Origin of the sequence: Pseudomonas sp. FP597 (assembly GCF_030687435.1) — a bacterium.
Taxonomy (GTDB): Bacteria; Pseudomonadota; Gammaproteobacteria; order Pseudomonadales; family Pseudomonadaceae; genus Aquipseudomonas; species Aquipseudomonas lactucae.
This window is the reverse complement of the sequence record NZ_CP117432.1, coordinates 1454957-1475777: the sequence shown is the minus strand read 5'-3', so window position 1 is coordinate 1475777 and position 20821 is coordinate 1454957. Positions and strand designations below refer to the sequence as shown.

Annotated in this window: 20 protein-coding genes and 1 pseudogene; 5 read left to right on the top strand and 16 right to left on the bottom strand. The window is 54.6% G+C overall.

Translation table 11 applies throughout. From position 1 onward, the window contains the following. Nucleotides 1–133: 133 nt before the first annotated feature. The 3 genes from tsaB to ppc all read right to left on the bottom strand — a co-directional run bounded on the left by tsaB (nucleotide 134) and on the right by ppc (nucleotide 4498). Nucleotides 134–820, bottom strand: coding sequence for a tRNA (adenosine(37)-N6)-threonylcarbamoyltransferase complex dimerization subunit type 1 TsaB (tsaB, locus tag PSH66_RS06755; protein WP_042944292.1), 687 nt, complete (start codon nucleotides 818–820; stop codon nucleotides 134–136). 89 nt (nucleotides 821–909) lie between these two features. Beyond that, entirely contained in the window at nucleotides 910–1557 is a 648-nt protein-coding gene (gene adk / locus PSH66_RS06750; RefSeq protein WP_003172225.1) for an adenylate kinase, read from the bottom strand. A gap of 295 nt (nucleotides 1558–1852) precedes the next feature. Next, nucleotides 1853–4498 carry a phosphoenolpyruvate carboxylase gene (gene ppc / locus PSH66_RS06745; RefSeq protein ID WP_003172223.1) on the bottom strand — a complete coding sequence of 882 codons (2646 nt, stop codon included), beginning with the start codon at nucleotides 4496–4498 and terminating at the stop codon, nucleotides 1853–1855. A 183-nt stretch (nucleotides 4499–4681) separates the two neighbouring features. Here ppc and PSH66_RS06740 point away from each other — a divergent pair, with 183 nt between their 5' ends. Together PSH66_RS06740 and PSH66_RS06735 are read left to right on the top strand one after the other, a co-directional pair. Next, nucleotides 4682–4990, top strand: coding sequence for a hypothetical protein (locus PSH66_RS06740; RefSeq protein WP_370694826.1), 309 nt, complete (start codon nucleotides 4682–4684; stop codon nucleotides 4988–4990). Between the two features lie 89 nt (nucleotides 4991–5079). Next, nucleotides 5080–5400 carry a hypothetical protein gene (locus PSH66_RS06735; protein WP_305428608.1) on the top strand — a complete coding sequence of 107 codons (321 nt, stop codon included), beginning with the start codon at nucleotides 5080–5082 and terminating at the stop codon, nucleotides 5398–5400. A 414-nt stretch (nucleotides 5401–5814) separates the two neighbouring features. Here PSH66_RS06735 and PSH66_RS06730 read toward each other — a convergent pair whose 3' ends face one another. Genes PSH66_RS06730 through PSH66_RS06715 form a run of 4 tightly spaced genes read right to left on the bottom strand, consistent with a single transcriptional unit; the run spans nucleotide 5815 to nucleotide 10566 of the window. Continuing rightward, nucleotides 5815–6759, bottom strand: a complete 945-nt coding sequence (locus tag PSH66_RS06730) for a hypothetical protein (protein ID WP_305428607.1) — start codon at nucleotides 6757–6759, stop codon at nucleotides 5815–5817. Then, entirely contained in the window at nucleotides 6759–8516 is a 1758-nt protein-coding gene (locus PSH66_RS06725) for a hypothetical protein (protein WP_305428606.1), read from the bottom strand. Before PSH66_RS06725 ends, PSH66_RS06730 begins: the two co-directional genes overlap by 1 nt. Beyond that, on the bottom strand, nucleotides 8513–9757 hold the full coding sequence (locus tag PSH66_RS06720) for a metallophosphoesterase (RefSeq protein ID WP_305428605.1): 1245 nt from the start codon (nucleotides 9755–9757) through the stop codon (nucleotides 8513–8515). Before PSH66_RS06720 ends, PSH66_RS06725 begins: the two co-directional genes overlap by 4 nt. Continuing rightward, on the bottom strand, nucleotides 9754–10566 hold the full coding sequence (locus tag PSH66_RS06715; protein WP_305429581.1) for a Dam family site-specific DNA-(adenine-N6)-methyltransferase: 813 nt from the start codon (nucleotides 10564–10566) through the stop codon (nucleotides 9754–9756). Before PSH66_RS06715 ends, PSH66_RS06720 begins: the two co-directional genes overlap by 4 nt. A 176-nt stretch (nucleotides 10567–10742) precedes the next feature. On the opposite strand from PSH66_RS06715, the pseudogene PSH66_RS06710 reads away from it, so the two are divergent. The 3 genes and pseudogenes from PSH66_RS06710 to PSH66_RS06700 form a co-directional block, all read left to right on the top strand. Continuing rightward, nucleotides 10743–10841 (top strand): annotated as a pseudogene (locus PSH66_RS06710) (pilin assembly protein); the annotation flags it as partial. Between the two features lie 284 nt (nucleotides 10842–11125). Continuing rightward, nucleotides 11126–11551: a DUF4398 domain-containing protein gene (locus PSH66_RS06705; protein ID WP_042944289.1), complete on the top strand. Its 426-nt coding sequence runs from the start codon at nucleotides 11126–11128 to the stop codon at nucleotides 11549–11551. 55 nt (nucleotides 11552–11606) lie between these two features. Beyond that, nucleotides 11607–12392: an OmpA family protein gene (locus PSH66_RS06700; protein WP_003172220.1), complete on the top strand. Its 786-nt coding sequence runs from the start codon at nucleotides 11607–11609 to the stop codon at nucleotides 12390–12392. A gap of 74 nt (nucleotides 12393–12466) precedes the next feature. On the opposite strand, the gene PSH66_RS06695 is transcribed toward PSH66_RS06700, so the two are convergent. The 9 genes from PSH66_RS06695 to prfB form a co-directional block, all read right to left on the bottom strand. Continuing rightward, nucleotides 12467–12832, bottom strand: coding sequence for a hypothetical protein (locus PSH66_RS06695; protein WP_141064284.1), 366 nt, complete (start codon nucleotides 12830–12832; stop codon nucleotides 12467–12469). 868 nt (nucleotides 12833–13700) lie between these two features. Further along, nucleotides 13701–13841, bottom strand: coding sequence for a hypothetical protein (locus tag PSH66_RS06690; RefSeq protein ID WP_003172218.1), 141 nt, complete (start codon nucleotides 13839–13841; stop codon nucleotides 13701–13703). Nucleotides 13842–13973: 132 nt separating this feature from the next. Then, complete coding sequence (locus PSH66_RS06685; protein WP_003172217.1) at nucleotides 13974–14300, bottom strand: hypothetical protein; 327 nt, start codon at nucleotides 14298–14300, stop codon at nucleotides 13974–13976. After that, on the bottom strand, nucleotides 14297–15202 hold the full coding sequence (locus tag PSH66_RS06680; protein WP_305428604.1) for an alpha/beta hydrolase: 906 nt from the start codon (nucleotides 15200–15202) through the stop codon (nucleotides 14297–14299). The genes PSH66_RS06685 and PSH66_RS06680 overlap by 4 nt, the downstream gene beginning before the upstream one ends. A 109-nt stretch (nucleotides 15203–15311) precedes the next feature. Then, nucleotides 15312–16589, bottom strand: a complete 1278-nt coding sequence (locus PSH66_RS06675; protein WP_003172215.1) for a flavohemoglobin expression-modulating QEGLA motif protein — start codon at nucleotides 16587–16589, stop codon at nucleotides 15312–15314. 22 nt (nucleotides 16590–16611) lie between these two features. Next, complete coding sequence (locus PSH66_RS06670; RefSeq protein WP_003172214.1) at nucleotides 16612–17160, bottom strand: hypothetical protein; 549 nt, start codon at nucleotides 17158–17160, stop codon at nucleotides 16612–16614. 35 nt (nucleotides 17161–17195) lie between these two features. Then, on the bottom strand, nucleotides 17196–17912 hold the full coding sequence (locus PSH66_RS06665; RefSeq protein ID WP_003172213.1) for a TetR/AcrR family transcriptional regulator: 717 nt from the start codon (nucleotides 17910–17912) through the stop codon (nucleotides 17196–17198). A gap of 106 nt (nucleotides 17913–18018) precedes the next feature. Next, nucleotides 18019–19521: a lysine--tRNA ligase gene (lysS, locus tag PSH66_RS06660; RefSeq protein ID WP_003172211.1), complete on the bottom strand. Its 1503-nt coding sequence runs from the start codon at nucleotides 19519–19521 to the stop codon at nucleotides 18019–18021. Between the two features lie 70 nt (nucleotides 19522–19591). Continuing rightward, a protein-coding gene (gene prfB, locus PSH66_RS06655) for a peptide chain release factor 2 (RefSeq protein ID WP_100226016.1) occupies nucleotides 19592–20687 on the bottom strand; the annotation gives its coding sequence in 2 pieces (ribosomal slippage) (nucleotides 19592–20614 and nucleotides 20616–20687; 1095 coding nt in all). Between the last annotated feature and the right edge of the window lie 134 nt (nucleotides 20688–20821).

Below are 20821 nucleotides of genomic sequence, written 5' to 3'. Positions count from 1 at the left end.
ATTTTGGCAGCACTGTCCGTCGCGCGCAAATGCTCTGGTGATAACTAGAACACATAATTTGAAAAAGGTTTAAAAACAGGGGCAAATTCTGACGATTGGCGACAATTAGGTCACATTGCCATCATTTTTGGCGTCAAATAATCCCTCTTTCCGCCTTGGTCTGCGCGACCTTGTCACGCAAGTACACGGGTGCCGCCTGATCGGCAGGTATCGCCTCGTCACGCTCGAAAGCAAAACGCGCCAGGGTCAGCAGGTCTTCGGCATGAGGCAGCATCGTGGCGTCCTGGCCAGCCAGGTGCACGCCGATACGCTCGCCATAGCCCCAGCCGGTGCCAGCCCCGAACCAATCACCGCTGGCATCCTCAGGCAATACCGACGACTCCGGTGGCTGCACCGCCTCCACTCCCACCAGGCGCATCTCGCCCGCCGTTTCGCGATAGCAGCCCCAATAGACCTCATCCATCCGCGCATCGATGGCCGCGGCTACTTGCGAGGCACCCTGTTCACGCAACGCACGCTGGGCCAGTACGGCCAGGTTGGACACCGGCAACACCGGACGCTCCAGCGCAAAGGCCAGGCCTTGCACCACGCCAATGGCGATGCGCACACCGGTGAACGCACCCGGGCCACGGCCGAAGGCGATGGCGTCGACCGCCGCCAGGGTGGTGCCGGCGTCTTCGAGAAGCTGCTTGATCATGGGCAACAGCTTCTGGGCGTGCAGGCGCGGGATCACCTCGTAGTGGCTGGTTACTTTGCCGTTGTGCAGCAAGGCAACGGAGCAAGCTTCAGTCGCGGTATCCAGGGCCAGCAGGGTGCTCATCGGTGTGGGTGTCCAAGTCAAAAAAAGTGCGCCAGTATAAACAACAACGGCCCGCAAGCGGGCCGTTGTGTATGAAGCGGATCGAAGGATCAGCTCAGTGCCTGCAGCACCTTGGCAGTGATCGCTTCCACCGAACCCACACCAGGGATGTGGCTGTACTTCGGCTTGCCCTGGGCAGCGGACAGCTTCTGGTAGAAATCCACCAGCGGCTTGGTCTGCGAGTGGTAGACCGACAGGCGATGACGCACGGTTTCTTCGGTGTCGTCTTTGCGCTGTACCAGGTCTTCACCGGTGACATCGTCCTTGCCTTCAACCTTCGGCGGGTTGTAGACGACGTGGTACACGCGGCCCGAGCCTTCGTGAACGCGACGACCGGCAATGCGCTGGACGATTTCTTCGTCTTCAACGGCGATTTCGACCACGGCGTCCAGCTCGACACCAGCCTTCACCAGGGCTTCAGCCTGGGGAATGGTGCGTGGGAAACCGTCGAACAGGAAACCGTTCTTGCAGTCTTCCTGGCTGATGCGTTCCTTGACCAGGTTGATGATCAGGTCGTCGGAAACCAGGCCGCCGCTGTCCATCACGCTCTTGGCGATCAGGCCCAGCTCGGTGCCGGCCTTGACGGCCGCACGCAGCATGTCGCCGGTGGAGATTTGTGGAATGCCGAATTTTTCGGTGATGAACTTTGCCTGAGTACCTTTACCGGCCCCGGGAGCTCCCAGCAGAATGACGCGCATCGATGTGCTCCTCAATTTTTTATAGAGATGACGCTCGGATTCGCCACATGGGGGCAAATCTCGTAGAAATACGGCTCGTAAAAATAGGATTCGGGCCGCACAAACGGCCAAAGGCTGATCAAGATACACAGCAGGCCTTAACCACACAAGCCGCCAAAAGTCGCAGGAACCCGTGCTGCGTATGCGCCATAGGTAGGGTGCGCCTGCGTGCAACCCAACCGTTCAAACAACGACCGCCCGTTTCGGGGCGGCCGTCGCGGTTTAGCCGCAAGCCGTTGAGAACACGCAAAAAACCTCAGCCGGTGTTGCGCAAACCGGCGGCAATACCGGCCACGCAGACCAGCAGCGCCTGTTCCAGAGGGCTGTCCTGTGCCGCTTCCTGTTGACGCGAACGTGCCAACAACTCGGCCTGCAACAAGTGCAACGGGTCGAGGTAGGTGTTGCGCAGGCGGATGAACTCCAGGGTGTCGGGGCTATGGGCCAGCAGTTGCGACTGGCCGGTCAGGCCGAGCACCACGCCACAGGCCTGCGACAATAGGTCGCGCAAGTGCGCACCCAATGGCAACAGGTCGGACTGCACCAGGCGCTCATCGTATAAACGCGCGATATCGGCATCGGCCTTGGCCAACACCATTTCCAGCATATCGATGCGGGTACGGAAAAATGGCCACTGCTCGCGCATCTGCCCCAGCAATTGGCCTTCGCCGCGCGCCAGGGCCTTGCTCAACGCGGCTTCCCAGCCGAGCCACGCCGGCAGCATCAGGCGCGTCTGGGTCCAGCCGAAGATCCACGGAATGGCCCGCAGGCTTTCTATACCGCCGGCACGACGCTTGGCCGGGCGGCTGCCCAATGGCAAACGGCCGAGTTCCCGCTCCGGTGTGGACTGGCGGAAATACTCGACGAATTGCGGATTTTCCCGCACGACGGCGCGGTAGGCACTGACACCATCCGCCGCCAATTCGTCCATCAAATGTCGCCACGCCGGCTCCGGTGGTGGCGGCGGCAATAATGTCGCCTCCAGCACCGCCGCCAGGTACAGATTGAGGTTCTGTTCGGCGATGTCCGGCAGGCCGAACTTGAAGCGGATCATCTCGCCTTGCTCAGTGGTGCGGAACCGCCCCGCCACCGAACCCGGCGGCTGCGACAGGATTGCCGCGTGAGCCGGGCCGCCGCCACGCCCGACGGTGCCGCCGCGACCATGGAACAACAGCAGTTCCACCTGTTGCTCGCGGCAGATATCCACCAACCGCTCCTGCGCCCGATATTGCGCCCAGGCGGCGGCGGTGGTGCCGGCGTCCTTGGCCGAGTCGGAGTAGCCGATCATCACTTCCTGCGGGCCCTGCAACCGCGCGCGGTAACCTGGCAGCAACAACAGCTGCTCGATCACAGGGCCGGCGTTATCCAGGTCGGCCAGGGTTTCGAACAACGGCACGACGCGCATCGGCCGTTGCACGCCCGACTCTTTAAGCAGCAGTTGCACGGCCAGCACATCGGACGCGGCGCCGGCCATGGAGATGACGTACGAACCCAACGAAGCCGCCGGTGCGGCAGCGATTTCCTTGCAGGTATTCAACACTTCAGCGGTATCCGCCGAGGGCTTGAAATAACCCGGCAGCAGCGGTCGACGGTTGGCCAGCTCCTTCATCAGGAAGCTGATACGCGCATCTTCGTCCCAGTCCTCATAGCGACCCAGGCCCAGGTAATCGGTAATTTCGGTCATGGCCGCGCAATGGCGGCTGGCGTCCTGCCGAACATCCAGGCGCACCAGGAACAAGCCAAAGGTCACGGCCCGGCGCAGGCAGTCGAGCAACGGGCCATCGGCGATCACGCCCATGCCGCACTCATGCAGCGACTGGTAACACAGCTCCAGCGGCTCCAACAGGTCGCGGTTGTTCTGCAGCACCTCGGCCGGTGCCGGCGTGTTGCTGCCCAACGCGGCATGGGCCCACTGGCGCGTGGCGCGCAGGCGTTCGCGAAGCTGCTTGAGCAGGCTGCGGTAGGGCTCGACGCTGTCACCGACCTTGGCCTGCAACGCCGGGCTGGCCTTTTGCATCGACAGCTCGGAGGCCAGGTGGTCGATATCGCGCAAGTACAAATCGGCGGCCATCCAGCGCGCCAGCAGCAGCACTTCGCGGGTGACCGGCGCGGTGACATTCGGGTTGCCGTCGCGATCACCGCCCATCCAGGAAGCAAAACGAATCGGCGCCGCCTCAAGCGGCAGGCGCAGGCCGGTGGCGGCATGCAAGGCCTGGTCAGCCTTGCGCAGATAACTGGGGATGGCGTGCCACAGCGAATGCTCGATGACCGCAAAGCCCCACTTGGCTTCATCCACCGGGGTGGGCCGGGTACGGCGGATTTCTTCGGTGTGCCAGGCTTCGGCGATCAGTCGTTGCAGGCGCTGACGGATCTGTTCGCGTTCAGCCGCGGTGAGGTCGCGGTGGTCCTGCAGCGCCAGTTGCGCGGCAATCGCATCGTATTTCTGGATCAAGGTACGGCGCGCCACTTCGGTGGGGTGGGCGGTGAGCACCAGTTCGATCTCCAGGCGCCCCAACTGGCGGGCCAGGGATTCGTTGCTGTGGCCTTCGCTTTGCAGGCGGGTCAGCAACTCCGGCAATACGCGGGATTCGAACGGCGCCGGTTGCGACTCGTCGCGCCGATGAATCAACTGGTACTGCTCAGCGATATTGGCCAGGTTGAGGAACTGGTTGAAGGCCCTGGCCACGGGCAGCAGCTCGTCTTCCTGCAACTGGTTGAGGCTGGCGCTCAGTTCATCACCGGCGGCTTTCTCGGAAACGGCTCCGCGGCGATCCGCCTTGGCGCCTTTGCGGATCTGCTCGATCTTGTCGAGAAAGTCATCGCCGTACTGCTCTCGAATGGTAGTGCCCAGCAGTTCACCCAGCAGGTGAACATCCTCACGCAAGCGTGCATCGATATCACTCATCAGCCAATCTCCAGCCAGAAATCCGGGACGCGCAGGTTTGCCAGAGTGCCGCCAGCTTGGTTTTATGACAAGACTTTAAACCTTGCGACTTGCAGCTAGTCTCAACTGTGAGCCGTCACGCTTGTCAGTGTGGCGACCGGTCACTCATCACCGTCCGCCAGCGCGGGCTTTATTGAGGTTGCCATGAAAATCCGAGAACTGGCCCAGCATTGGGAAGAGAACGCCAAGGGTCGCCTGACAGAAACCAAATATGCGATCCACCTGAATGTTGAGGCCGCCGCGCGGCTGGCGGCCATCGCCGAAATGTACCCCAAGCGCCATCCCGAAGAGTTGCTCGGCGAGCTGATCGGCGCCGCCCTCGAAGAGCTGGAAGCCAGCTTTCCGTACATCAAGGGTCAGCAGGTCATCGCCACCGATGAAGAGGGTGATCCACTCTACGAAGAAAGCGAGCACACAATAGGAAAAGCTGTAAATCTGCTGAAAGCTGCGTAGTACATGGGGCTTCGGCCATTTCAACGAACCGTGAACTGCAAAGAAGGTCACAGCTCCACGAACACATGTAGCCAAGCCGGAGAAGCTCTATGGACGCCTTCAAAACGATGCTCAGTAATTGGGAAAACAGGGCTCACGAAGCCTCGGAGCTTGCTGAAATCACTCTGACCATACGCAAACAAGACCTAGTGAAAATTAAGGCGTTTGCAGAAGCCTACGGACTAGATGAAAGCGTCATCACCGAGGGGCTGATTCACACTGCTATAAAAGAAGCAGAAACAGCCATGCCCTACGTCAAAGGATCTGAAGTGATCCGAATAGAGGAAGGTGAAGAGATTTTTGCCGACGCAGGCAAGACACCCGCCTACGTCGAAGCTGAACAAGCAATTTCAAAGACTCTACGGGAGTAGGGTCTGTATTCCTGAATTAAGCCTCGCAAGAGGCTATGCAGGTTGATCCACACGAAGATTAAGCAAGCAGAACAGACCATACGTGAAGGGAAAGGACGTAATCCGGGTTGAGGATGGTGACGAGGTCTATGCAGACGCAGGTAAAACACCCGCCTACATCGAAGCTGAACAGATATTATTCAAATTTCTTTTAGTTTAAAAATAGGGATCTAATCAATCTACTACATACGAAGGATTTATTGAAGATTGTGCCCTAGCAGCCTTCACTTCTCAAAAATTCTCGGAAACTTTCAGCCTCACAGCTTTTAAAATTATTAAAATTTTTAAACGAAAAAAAATGCAGGGCATCACCCTGCACTCATTGCCAAAAAAGTATCGAAGCATATTGTGCCAGACACTAGCAAAGCAAAAACCTCACACCACTCTAAATATTCGACTCATTACCAAATCCGTAGTAGCGGTAATCGACTGTAGTATTGGGCCGGTGCTAGCATGCAAACAAGTTACACCCTGATAGTTCATCGCAGCAAGTATCGCCGCAAGAGCATGCGGCTTTGGACCAAACGGCACGAGCACTGTTGTAGCAGAGTTCTTGTAAGGAAAAAAAACCTCTCGCATACTATCGTAAGTTTGTTTAACACTAGCAAGTGGCGAATATATTACGCTTTTTACAGACTGCTCAATAAAATCTGAATTTATTGATGAAGTGCGTTTAGCGTAATCTTCCAAAGCTCCGGGACGAGCAACTAAGGCGAACGTCACATCTGGCTCTATCATTTGGTGGATACATATAGGAGCACCCGAATCAAATCCAAGACCAAATATTGCAACTGTTTTTTTATTATAAGTAGCTACAGCTTCACACCCCGGCAACACTATAGGCTCTCTTAGCTGCCTAGGACGATCACTATAAACATGCTCACCAACAGAATAAATAAAATCAAAAACCAAGTCTATTTCGGCACTGTAATTTTTAAAGAAATTTAGGATTTCCGCCGTCCACAACTTTGGCATTGAGGAGTAATCAACTAAAACCCTTGCCGATTCTGTTCCTACAAAAACCAAACGTTCAATTGCCAGCCTCAGACTTTCGACAACCACATGAGCTTGCCCATAGGAAACTTCAATCAACCCACCCGAAACCTTTTTAAAAAAATTTTCATTCTTCCCTCGAACGCCTCTTACATCTAATTTTTCATCAGAAAAATCAAAAACAAGCATATCCCCCATCAGGGGCCTATCTAAGACGGATGATAGATATGTGCAACGTTCCTCATAGCCGCAGCAAAAAACTGACACATCGTACGCACTGGCACAAACATCACCGAAAGAAATATCTTCAACATACAATTGAGACATCAGATCAGCTCCATCTGTTGGGTAGACAAACCACTCGAGGAATCACCATTTAATATTGAACTTAATGAAACGGATTTACCCCGTCTCGGCAACAGTAAAAAGTGAGGACTAAGCATATAGGAGAGCCTAAAGGTACCGCTTTTAACAGGCAATTCATCAAGCTGAGTTTTTTCTACCAGCGGCCTAATTAAGCCTAAACCCACAGCTTCACTAACCACAGACCAAATTTCCGGATCATCGACATTATATTTGAATGACAAGACCAAGTCAGTGGATAGTGGACGATGATGTAAACAATCCTTAAAGTACTTACCAATTATGGATAGTGCTTTATGTATGCCATCACCCTGACCCGGCTCACTTATAATTCTCCGATATTCATTATTGGAAAAATGACGTAAAAGCCGATCTTGAATTGAATAGGGAACTTGCTTAAACCCTTCATCATCAGAACTCGCCAAATAAAGCGAATTAAGAATACTAATAAATCTTCGCGGATTGCCATCCGAGCATCGAATGACCATTTCAACGCCAGCATAAATTTGCGAACTAGCATTCCCTTTTAACTTAGATACCGCTTCCCGAAGTAATAAAGCCCCTTTTAGCTTTCTACCTATTTCATCATCGAATTTTGAGTTAGAAAATAGTGACCGAGCTCGTTCGACAGTAGACTCATTCCCATACTTTTCGATAAGGCCTAACAACTCCGACCTGTCGATGCTTTTATCCGAAAGCACATACGAACTGCCAAGTAGCACTTCTAAACTAACGCCTTCTTGATCCCAGCGACTGCCTCTCAAACGCCGCTCAAATAGGTCAGTACAGAATTTTTTCAAAGCCTCATACTCAGCCTCCCCCTTTTTAGGCAGCTGAACATTGTCAAGATATATATACTTAAAGTCATCATCCCTAACAAGAGGCACTTCAGTATTTGTATCTAGCGTGTAGTGCTTATAAGGCATCGTTGTGATTTTAAAAACCAAACCATCAGCGTACGTTCTCATGTGAGAATTGAGAATACGCTGATACTCCATACTTAAGTATTCTGCCTCATCCAGACAAAGAGCCCATATTGCAGATCGCGGAAATTCTATAAATTTCTTGAGTATCGCTATTGAACGCATCAGTGGCTGAAACAACCCAACGTCAAACTCAACCCCGATCTTACTTCCCTCTTTACCCTCGTTGACCCTGAGCTTCTCTTCGTCGAGCAGTTTCCTATACTCAACATCAGCCAGACTATCTCTAATTTTCCGTATCGAATTTGAATCAGAGTTAGAAAACCATGCTTGCGATATTTCAAGCGAAATATCCCGCTCACCTATGATGCGTTCAAATTCCTCCTCAAAATAAGTACTCAAGCAACTTTCGACCGTTGAAAGGAACGCAGAGCAGCAGGCTACATTTAAACGCCACTGGAAATGCTTTTCTCGCCCCTCATCACTCAACCACGGTTTGCTCTTCAATCCCCCAACCCAAGACAACCTCATCGGCACGTACGTACCTATAAAGCTTTTGCTATTAATTAGCTCTTGAGCTGAATCATGATTCAACTTAGAAAGATACTCATGAGATAGCATCTTAACGATAGCTGTTTTACCAGAGCCTCTTGCACCAATTAAAATATGGTTTTTCGGTGAAATTAGGCGTGCGAAATCCTCAGTCCAAACAAACTGATAAGGCAGATCTTCCGGAGTACTATTTCTAGCATTATCGTTCTCAAACGGATTCTGAGCCCTTTGGCTGGAAATTTTCATCGAACTTTATCCTTAACCAAAATCAGTTTATCAAGAGCTTTCTGCTCACCTTGATACACCATCAAAACACCAACCTTCTTAGCTGCCTTTTCTAGCTGGTTATTCAAAAGCACATTGGGGTAGTATTGAAGAGACTCATTTTTTTCAACAAGATCTGACCATCTTGCCATGTGAGCGTTTTCGAAAACCTCACCTAAAATATCTTCCAAAATTTTATTCAATTTCTTAGGGCTTTCATATGCTCCAAATTGATTGTGACTATCAAAATCAATAGTGCCACTTTCAATCCAATTATGAGCAAGCAAGTGTGCCCAAGACTTTACATATCCTCTTGCCCACCCATTGTCGCCACACCTATCTCGAAAATCTACGAGGTGAAAAAAATTACCTACACCTCCAAAATATCTATCATCCAATCTAGAGCTAAAGCTTCCAGCACATAATATCCATATAGGGTGTCCTTCAGAGTTTATCTCAAGGTCAAATCGAGGAACATGTTTATGCCCATGAACCACGAAGTCAACTTCGTGTTTTGAGAGCAAGTGCAGTAAACCATCAGCATTGATCATGCAACTCTTGTCAGCTGCTCTAAACGTTTTATCCTGATATTGCTTCGGATGATGATGGAGAACAAAAATATTAATCTTAGATCGATCGACATACTTAGAAAGCAATTCATCAATGGCGACTATCTGCTCACTTTTAATTTCTCCACGGTGTGGATTTTCATCTGGCCCATCGTAAACAGCACTATTCAATGCAAAAATATTTATGTCATCAAAAGACCATACAACAACATAAGGAGACACATCAAAGCGGCCGACACCACTCCCTTGATTATCGGAAAACAAAAGACCACCTTTTAGAAAGTTTAGATACTTCGCCCTTACCAAATGATCGAAGTCTTCCCCCCCAGACTGGAGAGCGGCCCAATTTATATCGTGATTACCCGGGCAGAAGAGTATTTTTTCCCTACTAACCGTTAAGGATCGAGCTATTTTTTCGATAAGTTCAGAGGCCAGAGCAAACTCTTGCTCTTTGGCTCGATTGCTTATATCACCAGAAACCAACAGATAATCTGCTCCGATATTTTCCTTCAGAACAAAATCATGAAACTCTTGAAGATAATTTTCAACTGAAGCGTTTTCAGTTCTGTCGGGTGAAAAATCTTTACCCTTCGCCATATCACCGATGTGCAAATCACTGATAACTGCGACTTTCATTGAGCGGAGTTGGCTCATAGCTCCCCCGCCATAGTTTGACGATTTGAAATTAGCAGTTCCCCAACCATTTTTCTATGCTGGTGAAAACCTGCTACATGTCGCCTAACGGACAGATGTTCTACCGACCACTCAGATGGAATTGCACTCAGGAGAGTATCGCTCTCGCAATAGGACAATACAAAAGGAACGCCCCTTTCACTTGCACAGGTAAGAACTGCCACTAATCGGTCTATATCCCCGTAATCAAACGAGTTAGGGCCATACTCCCCTCTTTTTCGACTATCAGGTTTCGAATACGGAGGATCTAAATAAATAAAATCATCTGCACTAGCCCGACCAACCACAGTTTCAAAATCTTCAGCAAAAAAATCAACGTCTCTTAGACACTCGGAATATGCCTCAAGATCCGACAAATTAGGAATTGACCCAGTCTTTACACCCATAGGCACATTAAATCTTCCTTGAAGGTTAGTCCTATAAACTCCATTAAAGCAAAGCTTATTTAAATATATAAACCGACCAGCACGCTGATAATCCTCTAAATTTTTTTCTTCAAGGGCCCTTATTCTTTTGTACTCATCTTGGCTGACTTCAAGTCCACTTAAAAACTCAAAAACTTTCGAAGGAGATGTCTTAACCATTAAGTAAGTATGAATCAACTCAGAGTTCATATCTGACAAAACAGCTTTCTGAGGAAGCGTGTCAAAAAATAAACATGCGGAGCCACAGAACGGTTCAAAATATCGTGAATATGTATGCGGTAGATATTTTTTTATCTGTGGCAGTAGTTTCTTCTTACTACCCGCCCATCGAAATAGAGGCCGCATCTGAATCCACACTTGAAAATAAATTAACGGCATGATAACAGCAAAACGGCCTGCCAATCATAGACAAAACACATCAATCAAGCTAAATCAATTACAAAATCAATTTTAAATTTTTTTAAAGATAGCTTTTATCTATCGAATTGATGTGGTCGATAATTCGCATTTTGCAAAATCGACCTATATCCGAAGACGTCGGCCCTACGCCCCGCTTCCTGACCTTATCGCGCCGCTATCTGCATGATTTATCAGCCGGTTCCGACGAACCCAAGCACTGACCGAGATTCACCAAACCCGTTAAACCCCTGGTATTCCGGGCCTCTACCGAGGCTCGGCGTACTCCTGCGCGGGGCAAAAGTTCCATTTTTTTACACTGACCGATCAGTCAGCTATTTTTTTAGGCAAATCGCCATCCTCGCTGAACTATTCAAAAAAGCCGCCGGTCACAGCCAGTAAGCCATCACTTGGAACGGCCGTTTGAAAGGGTACTTCGAGCATTACCGCCAGGCCCGAAGCCGTTCGCCAAACGAGATGGATTTTGAAGTTTTTCAGGAGTTATCCAATGGAGTTGAAGACGATGAAGACCAGCACTGCCAAATCCTCGTTTAACCACCTGCGCGGGCTTAAATTGGCCGCGCTGGCAATCGGCACCAGCTTCGTTCTGGCGGGCTGCGCCGGCAACCCTCCGACCGAGCAGTACGCAGTAACGCAGTCTGCGGTGAACAGCGCAGTCAGCGCCGGCGGCACCGAGTATGCGGCCGTAGAAATGAAGTCGGCCCAGGACAAGCTCAAGCAAGCTGAAATCGCTATGCACGACAAGAACTATGAAGAAGCCCGCCGCCTGGCCGAACAAGCCGAGTGGGACGCTCGCGTTGCAGAGCGTAAGGCCCAGGCCGCCAAGGCTGATCAGGCGGTGAAGGATTCCCAGAAGGCTGTCGACGAGTTGCGTAAGGAAGGCATGCGCCCGGCTGCTATCCAGCAGAAATAAGCCGCTTGCCGTAACCGCACCGCACCCGATATCGAATTGAAAGGACGACACGATTATGCGTAAACAATTGATGATCCCTGCCCTGCTGGCAATGAGCGTTGCTCTGGCCGCGTGCTCCACCCCGCCGAACGCGAACCTGGAAAATGCACGGACCAATTTCTCGGCCCTGCAGGCCAACCCGAACGCCACCAAGGTAGCGGCCCTTGAAACCAAGGACGCACAAGACTGGCTGGACAAGGCTGACAAGGCCTACCGCGACAAGGAAGACCAGAAGAAGGTCGACCAACTGGCCTACCTGACCAACCAGCGTGTTGAAGTGGCCAAAGACACCATCGCGCTGCGCGAGTCCGAAGCCAAGTTGAAGAACGCCGGCGACGAACGTGCCCGCGCCCTGCTGGACGCCCGTGATGCGCAAATCAAGCAATTGCAGGACAGCCTGAACGCCAAGCAAACCGATCGCGGTACGCTGGTGACCTTTGGCGACGTGCTGTTTGCCACCAACAAGTCCGACCTGAAATCCACTGGTCTGGTGAACATCACCAAACTGGCGCAGTTCCTGCGCGACAACCCGGACCGTAAAGTGATTGTCGAAGGCTACACCGACAGCACCGGTTCCGATTCGTACAACCAGAGCCTGTCCGAGCGTCGTGCGGCCTCCGTACAACGTGCACTGGCCCAGCAAGGCGTGGATATCTCGCGCATCGTGACCCAGGGTTACGGCAAGGAATACCCGGTTGCCGATAACGGCAGCGTGTCGGGCCGCGCTATGAACCGCCGTGTTGAAGTGACTATTTCCAACGACAACCAACCGGTCAAGCCACGGTCTTCCGTCGCTAACTGAATCAGCGGTTTGTGTGGTTAAAAAAAGCTCCGTCTTTATAGACGGGGCTTTTTTATTAAAATCCAATACGAGTATCAGAAACGAATATAAGCGCTGATGCTGTTACCGTTGTGGCCCGAGTTGACATACGTGCTGAAACCGCCACTGTTGCCATTATTCCCGTAATTGCCGTAATTCCCCAAGCCTCCCGCACCGCCCGTGCCCCACCCGACCATTGCCTTCACGTCATTACCGTTCTGCCCGCTATTTTCGTAGCGGCTATAACTGCCGACATTTCCATTGTTGCCGTAATTCCCATGGTTGCCCTGATGCACGTTGCCACGCTCAATTGGCGGTGAATATGCCCGTTGAGTCCCCTCTGTCGACCGCTGATGGTCAGCCGCTGAACCAGGCTGGAAAAAAGCGTAGTGATCGTATCGCGGCACTAATAACTGAGTCATCTTGACATCTTCCTTACTCCAGAGAACTTGATGAGTTTAACCGTACACGATAGACGAAGCCGTTATCTGCAACTCGCGTTCCTATCGCATGTAATAAGTGTAGGAACAGGCGTCATACGTTCCCCTGCGGCGCTTATTAAAAAGTAAGATAAAACTTCAACGGTCGGATGGCGCATCCCCACCTCCAGTGATCCGCTTAAACGCGGCCCTGGCGATGGTTGTCAGTCAAGCCAGCGCTCAACAGGCGCTGGTGGTGGCCGTTATCGCCGAGGTTGGCATAGTGATTATGTTGCCCACTGTTACCGTTATTTCCATAATTGCCGAAGTTACCATTATTCATACTGTGGTGGCCGCTATTGACATGCACCCCCACTTGAGACGCCTTCACATCCCCTACGCTCACATAATTAATATTAAATACATAGTTGATGTGATTGACTCTCTGGGGCCTGGTTGAGGCCAAAGGACCCTGGCCAGGCGGCGGTCCCATGTAGCGCAGGGTCATGTGCCTTGAGGGCTGAGCATTGGCACCCCCTTGGCGCCACACCGCAGGGGAGTCACTGTAACTGCGTGAATGACCGCTTCCCGAATATGGCCACCCCATGCAGTTTCCCGTGACAGTGTTCCACACAGTGGATGCAGCCCTCAGCGTGTTCATGAAAGCGCCGCCAATCAACGAATCTAATCTCATCACTCAACTCCAGACGTAAATTCCCACGAACTCAGCTTGATCTCCTGATCAATACTGCTGTGGTCGCCGACAACAATCAGTTCCTCGCCTGTCTCGCCTGGTAATACAAGTAGAGCAACCAGCAATGATTATCCAGGGAATATAAAAAACCCACCGGAGACAGTGGGTTTGTTTTATTCAGTATTGGATCGGTCGCTGACTGTCGTCGTTGCCCACAAAGTCGGGCTTGGCACGCCGCGTCAACGCTTCCAACTCATTGTCCAACCTGTCGTCGTCGCATTCACGACACTCATCCAGGACCTGCTGCGCACGCGCCATGTCCAGCATCCTGCCTATCGCACTTATATTCACCGTGATTCCCCTTCGTAAGTTATCCATCAGCCACGCTGACACGCCATTGAGTGACGTCTTACGCAATACGGTTCCAAATATTTCAGGTGCGGTCAGGCGTCACTGCTGCAACTGCGGAGTTTCCTGCCCCATGCAGCGCACGGCCTGCTTCTTGTTGTTCACCAGCACACCGCTCAGGCCTTTTTGCTCGGTATCGAACATCACCAGCACGCCATCGACGCATTGCGCCACTTGGGCGGCCGGCGTCAGGGAGATTTTGTAGTCCTCGCCGGGCACGGTCTTGAGCATGGTGAAGTCACTGAGCAACAACGCATCTTCCGGTTTGGCGAAGTGCAGGTAGCCGTAGTACCACAAGCAACCGACGGTGCCGATGATGGTGCCGATGCCGGTGAGGATCAGCGGGATCATGTTGCGTTCTTCGCTCATTGCGGGCTCTCTGATGAATCAAGGTTAGGAATGGGGTAGTTCGCAATTTCGCCCAGGCGGCGCAAGCCGTTGAAGTGTTGCGGGTCATCCAGATAGCGCAGCATCACGGTTTGCCAGGTCTTGTCGGCAAAGGTCTGCACGTGGCCACCCCGGGTCAGCTGCAACACTCTGGGCGGTGGCGCGGCCTGGTACAGGCGAATGCCATTGGCCAGGGGCACGATGGGGTCATCCAGGCTGTGGAACAACAGTTTCGGCACGCCGGTCAGCCGGGGCATGACGTTGATTGCGCTGTCGGTGTCCGGTACCAGCCAGGACAACGGCACCTGAAACGGCCATGTTAGCCAGGAAGTGCTCAACGCGAATTGTCCTACGTCACGATAACTGGCGGGCACGCCATCCAGCACCAGGGCCTTGAGCCTTGCCTGGCGTTCGGGATGCGCTGCCAGGTAATGCACCGCCAACGCTCCGCCCAGGCTCTGACCGAGGACGACCAACGGTTGGCCCTGGGTTTCGGGGGCCCTGTCGATCCAACCGAAGGCGGCGTCAATGTCCTGGTAAATCGCCGGCAATGACGGCTTGCCCTCGGACAGGCCATAACCGCGATAGTCCAGCAACAACACTTGATAGCCCTGCTCAGGCAACCACCAACTGCCACCCAGGTGCCAGGCCAGGTTGCCGCCATTGCCATGCAGGTGCAGCACCGTGCCCTTGAGCGGCACGCCCGGTTTGGCCGGCAGCCACCAGGCGTGCAACTTCACGCCGTCTGCGGTGGTGAGGGTGACGTCGCGGTAAGCCAGGTGGGCTTTTTCCGGTGTGAACGGCAGGCCGGGCTCGGGGTAGAACAGCAAGGAGCTGCAGCCGTTCAAGGTTAGAAGCAGGCAAAGAATGCCGAGGATTCTCATCCGTTGAAGCCTCGTGATTGAGATGAAATGTGCCGACTTGTGAAGATCCAATGTGGGAGGGACGGTGCGACGATTCGACTTGCCCTTCCCACATTTTGATCCGGTTTCGTCAGAGGATGTTGGAGTAATCCGCCTCGATCCGGTCCAGGCTCAGGTGGTTGAGGAAGTTGGAGAAACACATCCAGGCCGCCAGCGCGTTCATATCGCGAAATTGCTCGGGCAGGTACTTGGGCGGCACCACCAGGCCTTCGTCGACCAGTTGGCGCAGGGTGCGCATGTCTTCCAGGGTGGTCTTGCCGCAGAACAGCAGCGGCACTTGCTCCAGCTTGCCTTTGCGCACGGCCAGCTGGATGTAGTTGTAGACCATGATAAAGCCCTTGAGGTAGGACAGATCCTTGGTAAACGGCAGGCCATTGGGCACCGAACCCCGGAACACGCGACTGGCGTTGCCGTAGCTTTCGGCCATTTCAAAACCTTGTTCGCGGAAGAACTCGAACACCTGCAGGAAGTCGGCGCCCTCTTCCACCATATGGATGGCGCGGGTGCGGTTGGTCAGTTTACGCAGGCGACTCGGGTAGGAGGCGAAGGTGATGATCTCCATCAGGATCGCCAGGCCTTCCTGGGTCACGGTGGACGACGGCGGCCCTTTGGACAGGAACGTGCAGATCGGCTGGTTCTGGCCGTTGAGCGTGGTGCCCACATGCACCAGGCCTTCGTGCACTTCGAGGGCACGCACATCGCGGTCGTTGAACATCGCATCGGCGCGGATCTTGATGTAGTCGGCACCCGCCGCGGCGTCGGCGACGATACCGTCGGACTCGAATACGCGGATGGTTTCTTCAGCCTCGCCAAACACTTTGTTCAGGCGGGTTTGCAGCAGCGCGACGGCGTCCTTGGCGGTGAGGGTCTTGGCTTCATCCTTGAGGTCGCCACGGCCGTCGATATTGTTCAGGTAATCGGAGAGCATCAGGCCAAGGTCGGCCAGGGTCGGATCGCCGGCGTGGAACGCGTCGGAGGCGGCGCCGTACAGCTCCTGGGAAATCAGGCCGAAGTCCTCGGTGCCGCGCGCTTCGAGCATGCGCACCACCATGCGGTACTCCTTGCACATGCGGCGCATGATCTGCCCCACCGGGCTGAACTGGCCGAGGCGCCGCGTGATGTCACGCTCGATGTTCTGAAACTCCAGCTTCACTGCGCTGGAGTCGAACGACAGCGGCCGGTTGAGGTAGTAATCGCGGTCCACCGCGGGCATGACCTTGCCCTTGGCCTTGAGGAAGCCCTGACGAATGTTGTCGTCCCACTTCACGGCGTCGAGGACGCGAATCGGTGTCTGCGCCAGCACAATGCGATCAGACAAAGTGCGTATCGTCTGCTGGTAATCGTCCACCTGATGCTTCCTTCTTTAAACGTTATTGGCCCACGCGCCGGTAGCGCACGGCTTCAACGAACACATCGGCATTGGCCGGGTTATCCAGGTAGGCAAACACCTGGTCCATGGGGCTGTCCACCCGCACGCCGGCGCCTTCTACGGTGTCTATGGCGCTGCCATGCAATACCTGTTGACCGATGGCCTGCTGGATCTGTTCCAGATCCAGGTTGTAGACCACCAGTTCGTGCTTTTCGTCGAGTTCGAAGCCCGCCAGGATGAAATGCCCGCCGAACCTTTCCGGTAACGGCGCCGACAGGTACCAGCGATCGCCATGGCGCGACACGTTGAACAGGTACTCATCACGCTGGCCGGGCTTGGCCGTAGGGTAGCTCACGGCCTTGTAACGTCCGTCGCCCGCTCGGGAAATCTGCAGGTTGAGGGGCTCGCCCCAGGCATTCTTGCTGGCCCACTTGCCCAGTAGCTCGTTAGGCGCAGCCTCGTGGGCCGGCAGCGGGTCCTTGAACGTCACCAGGCATCCGCTGAGCAGCAGCAACGACACGACGATTGCGACGACACGCCAGGCTTTCATGTAATAACCCCACAGAAAGCAGATTGAGCACAGGGCTAGACCGAGGCCAACACCAAATGCATGTAGCGCTTGAGAATCTCAAGCATCTCTTCACCGGTCAGAGGCTCTGCGCCGCCCAGCAGGCCCTGATATTCCATCCGACTGATAATCGCCGTCAACACTTTGGCATCCTGTTGCGGCTCGCGGGAGCCCAATACCTGGAAAAACTGCCCGGTGCCCTGCAACAGGATCTGCTGGTGGGAACGCACCAGCTCGGCCAGGCGCGGGTTCAGCAGCGCTTCCTGGCGGAAGGCCAGTTCGGCCATCAGGTAGTCGCGACGGTTGGTCAGTTGGCGCAGCACGTAGTCGGCGGTCAGCCGTGCGATGTCATCGGCCAGTTGCGAGCGCGACGCCGGGCTGCCATCGCCATAGGCGACCATCTCGCGCAACAAGCCTTCGTTGCGTACCCACAGCTTGCCCATGAAGGCAGCGCTGCGTTCCACGTACTGGGCAAAGGTGTCGGTGAGCAGGTCGTCGATATCCTTGAAGTAATAGGTGGTGGCCGACAACGGCACCCCCGCCTCCGCTGCCACCGCCCGATGGCGCACGGCACGCACACCATCGCGCACCACGATGCGCATGGCCGCATCGAGAATATCCTGTCGGCGTTGTTCGCTGCCCCGACGGCTGGCCTTGCGGCCCTGGTACTGGACGCTTTCAGCCACGGCAGCAGCGATGCCGGCGGCGCCTTCTTGTGCGGTTACGCGGTTCACCAAACACATCCTTGAAGAGTAAAAAACCTGGCGTCGTTTGCTTGACGCTTATAAACGCCACATAAAAAAGCCGCCTTATAAAAGGCGGCTTCGGAGTTCGCTACGGTTACGCTTGTGGCCGCATGTGCGGGAACAAGATCACATCGCGGATCGACGGCGAGTTGGTCAACAGCATCACCAGGCGGTCGATGCCGATACCTTCACCGGCGGTTGGCGGCATGCCGTATTCCAGGGCCCGAACGAAGTCGGCGTCGTAGTGCATGGCTTCGTCGTCGCCGGCGTCCTTGTCGGCCACCTGGGCCATGAAGCGCTCGGCCTGATCTTCGGCGTCGTTAAGCTCGGAATACGCGTTGGCGATTTCACGGCCGCCGATGAACAGCTCGAAACGGTCGGTGACGTTTGGATTCTCGTCGTTACGACGGGCCAGCGGCGACACTTCGAACGGGTACTGGGTAATGAAGTGCGGCTGTTCCAGCTTGTGCTCCACCAGCTCTTCGAAAATCATCACCTGCAGCTTGCCCAGGCCTTCGAAGCCCAGCACCTTGGCGCCGGCTTTCTTGGCGATGGCGCGGGCCTTGTCGATGTCGTTCAGGTCATCGGCCGTCAGCTCAGGGTTGTACTTGAGGATCGAGTCGAACACCGACAGGCGCACGAACGGCTCGCCGAAGTGGAACACCTTGTCGCCGTACGGCACGTCGGTAGTCCCGAGAACAAGCTGCGCCAGTTCGCGGAACAGTTCTTCGGTGAGGTCCATGTTGTCTTCGTAGTCGGCGTAGGCCTGGTAGAACTCCAACATGGTGAATTCAGGGTTGTGACGGGTCGAGACGCCTTCGTTGCGGAAGTTGCGGTTGATCTCGAACACTTTCTCGAAGCCGCCAACCACCAGGCGCTTGAGGTACAGCTCCGGCGCGATACGCAGGAACATTTCCATGTCCAGCGCGTTGTGGTGGGTTTCGAACGGCTTGGCTGCGGCACCACCGGGGATGGTCTGCAGCATCGGGGTTTCCACTTCCAGGAAGTCGCGCTGCATCAGGAAGCTGCGGATGTGAGCGATGACTTGCGAACGCACGCGGAAGGTCTGGCGCACGTCTTCGTTGACGATCAGGTCAACATAGCGCTGGCGGTAGCGCTGCTCGGTGTCGGTCAGGCCGTGGTGCTTGTCCGGCAGCGGGCGCAGCGACTTGGTCAGCAGGCGCACGCTGGTCATCTCGACATACAGGTCGCCCTTGCCCGAACGGGCCAGGGTGCCTTCGGCGGCGATGATGTCGCCCATGTCCCAGGTTTTCACCGAGGCCAGGGTTTCTTCGGACAGGGTTTTACGGTTGACGTAGACCTGGATACGCCCGGTCATGTCCTGGATCACCATGAACGAGCCACGGTTGAGCATGATGCGACCTGCCACCTTGACCGGGATCGCAGCCTCTGCCAGCTCTTCCTTGGTCTTGTCCGCATATTGCTTCTGCAGGGCATCGCAGTAGTTGTCGCGGCGGAAGTCGTTGGGGAAGGCGTTACCCTTGGCGCGCTCGGCAGCAAGCTTTTCCTTGCGCAGGGCGATCAGGGAGTTTTCTTCCTGTTGCAGGGCTTGCGTATCGAGTTGTTGGTCGCTCATGTCTTTTGAAATTCCATCACAGGTTCGTTGCCCCCACTGGTGCGGGGGACTTAGGGTCTTGGCTGACGGTTTACAGCCCTGATTTCAAGCTGGCTTCCAGGTATTCGTCGATATCGCCGTCGAGCACCTTGTCGCAGTCACTGCGTTCGATGTTAGTGCGCAGATCCTTGATCCGCGACGCGTCGAGCACATAAGAACGGATCTGGTGACCCCAGCCGATATCCGACTTGGTGTCTTCCAGTGCCTGGGAAGCCGCATTGCGCTTCTGCATTTCCTGCTCGTACAACTTGGCCCGCAGCATTTTCATGGCGGTGTCCTTGTTCGCGTGCTGGGAACGTTCGTTCTGGCAACTGACCACGGTGTTGGTCGGTACGTGGGTGATACGTACGGCCGAGTCGGTGGTGTTAACGTGCTGACCACCGGCACCGGAGGAACGGTAGGTATCGATGCGCAGGTCGGCGGGGTTGATCTCGATTTCGACTTTGTCGTCGATCTCTGGCGAAACGAACACGGCCGAGAACGAGGTGTGGCGACGGTTGCCGGAGTCGAACGGGCTCTTGCGCACCAGGCGGTGCACGCCGATCTCGGTACGCAGCCAGCCAAAGGCGTATTCACCTTTGATGTGCACGGTCGCGCCCTTGATGCCGGCGACTTCACCGGCCGACAGCTCCATGATGGTCGCGTCGAAACCGCGTTTGTCGGCCCAGCGCAGGTACATGCGCAGCAGGATGTTGGCCCAGTCCTGGGCTTCGGTGCCGCCGGAACCGGCCTGGATGTCCAGGTAGGCGTTGTTCGGGTCCATCTCGTGGCTGAACATGCGGCGGAATTCGAGCTTGGCGAGGTTCTCTTCGAGACGGGCCAGCTCGGCGACGACATCGCCCACTGCGCCTTCGTCGTCTTCTTCGACGGCCATGTCCAGCAGGTCACGGCAATCGGCCAGACCGGTGTTCAGTTCGTCGAGGGTGTCGACGATCTGCGCCAGCGCAGCGCGCTCGCGGCCCAGTTCCTGGGCATATTCAGGTTTGTTCCAGACACTCGGATCTTCAAGCTCGCGATTGACTTCGGTCAGACGCTCATGCTTTTGATCGTAGTCAAAGATACCCCCGAATAGTTTCGGAGCGCTCGGACAGGTCCTTGATGGTGTTAAGGATCGGGTTGATTTCCATGGCGGGCAGCACTCGTTGGCGAACTTTTGAAAGCCGGCGAGTATAACGGCAAACGACCCGAAACGGCAGCCCGCTTGGCGAAAAGGCAGGGTTTGTCCACGACCATCAGCACAGTGGAGATCAAATGTGGGAGG

Coding starts and splice junctions, on each gene's coding strand:
- tsaB (WP_042944292.1), bottom strand. CDS start 820: ATGAGCACCCTGCTGGCCCTGGATACCGCGACTGAAGCTTGCTCCGTT.
- adk (WP_003172225.1), bottom strand. CDS start 1,557: ATGCGCGTCATTCTGCTGGGAGCTCCCGGGGCCGGTAAAGGTACTCAG.
- ppc (WP_003172223.1), bottom strand. CDS start 4,498: ATGAGTGATATCGATGCACGCTTGCGTGAGGATGTTCACCTGCTGGGT.
- PSH66_RS06740 (WP_370694826.1), top strand. CDS start 4,682: ATGAAAATCCGAGAACTGGCCCAGCATTGGGAAGAGAACGCCAAGGGT.
- PSH66_RS06735 (WP_305428608.1), top strand. CDS start 5,080: ATGGACGCCTTCAAAACGATGCTCAGTAATTGGGAAAACAGGGCTCAC.
- PSH66_RS06730 (WP_305428607.1), bottom strand. CDS start 6,759: ATGTCTCAATTGTATGTTGAAGATATTTCTTTCGGTGATGTTTGTGCC.
- PSH66_RS06725 (WP_305428606.1), bottom strand. CDS start 8,516: ATGAAAATTTCCAGCCAAAGGGCTCAGAATCCGTTTGAGAACGATAAT.
- PSH66_RS06720 (WP_305428605.1), bottom strand. CDS start 9,757: ATGAGCCAACTCCGCTCAATGAAAGTCGCAGTTATCAGTGATTTGCAC.
- PSH66_RS06715 (WP_305429581.1), bottom strand. CDS start 10,566: ATGCGGCCTCTATTTCGATGGGCGGGTAGTAAGAAGAAACTACTGCCA.
- PSH66_RS06705 (WP_042944289.1), top strand. CDS start 11,126: ATGGAGTTGAAGACGATGAAGACCAGCACTGCCAAATCCTCGTTTAAC.
- PSH66_RS06700 (WP_003172220.1), top strand. CDS start 11,607: ATGCGTAAACAATTGATGATCCCTGCCCTGCTGGCAATGAGCGTTGCT.
- PSH66_RS06695 (WP_141064284.1), bottom strand. CDS start 12,832: ATGACTCAGTTATTAGTGCCGCGATACGATCACTACGCTTTTTTCCAG.
- PSH66_RS06690 (WP_003172218.1), bottom strand. CDS start 13,841: ATGGCGCGTGCGCAGCAGGTCCTGGATGAGTGTCGTGAATGCGACGAC.
- PSH66_RS06685 (WP_003172217.1), bottom strand. CDS start 14,300: ATGAGCGAAGAACGCAACATGATCCCGCTGATCCTCACCGGCATCGGC.
- PSH66_RS06680 (WP_305428604.1), bottom strand. CDS start 15,202: ATGAGAATCCTCGGCATTCTTTGCCTGCTTCTAACCTTGAACGGCTGC.
- PSH66_RS06670 (WP_003172214.1), bottom strand. CDS start 17,160: ATGAAAGCCTGGCGTGTCGTCGCAATCGTCGTGTCGTTGCTGCTGCTC.
- lysS (WP_003172211.1), bottom strand. CDS start 19,521: ATGAGCGACCAACAACTCGATACGCAAGCCCTGCAACAGGAAGAAAAC.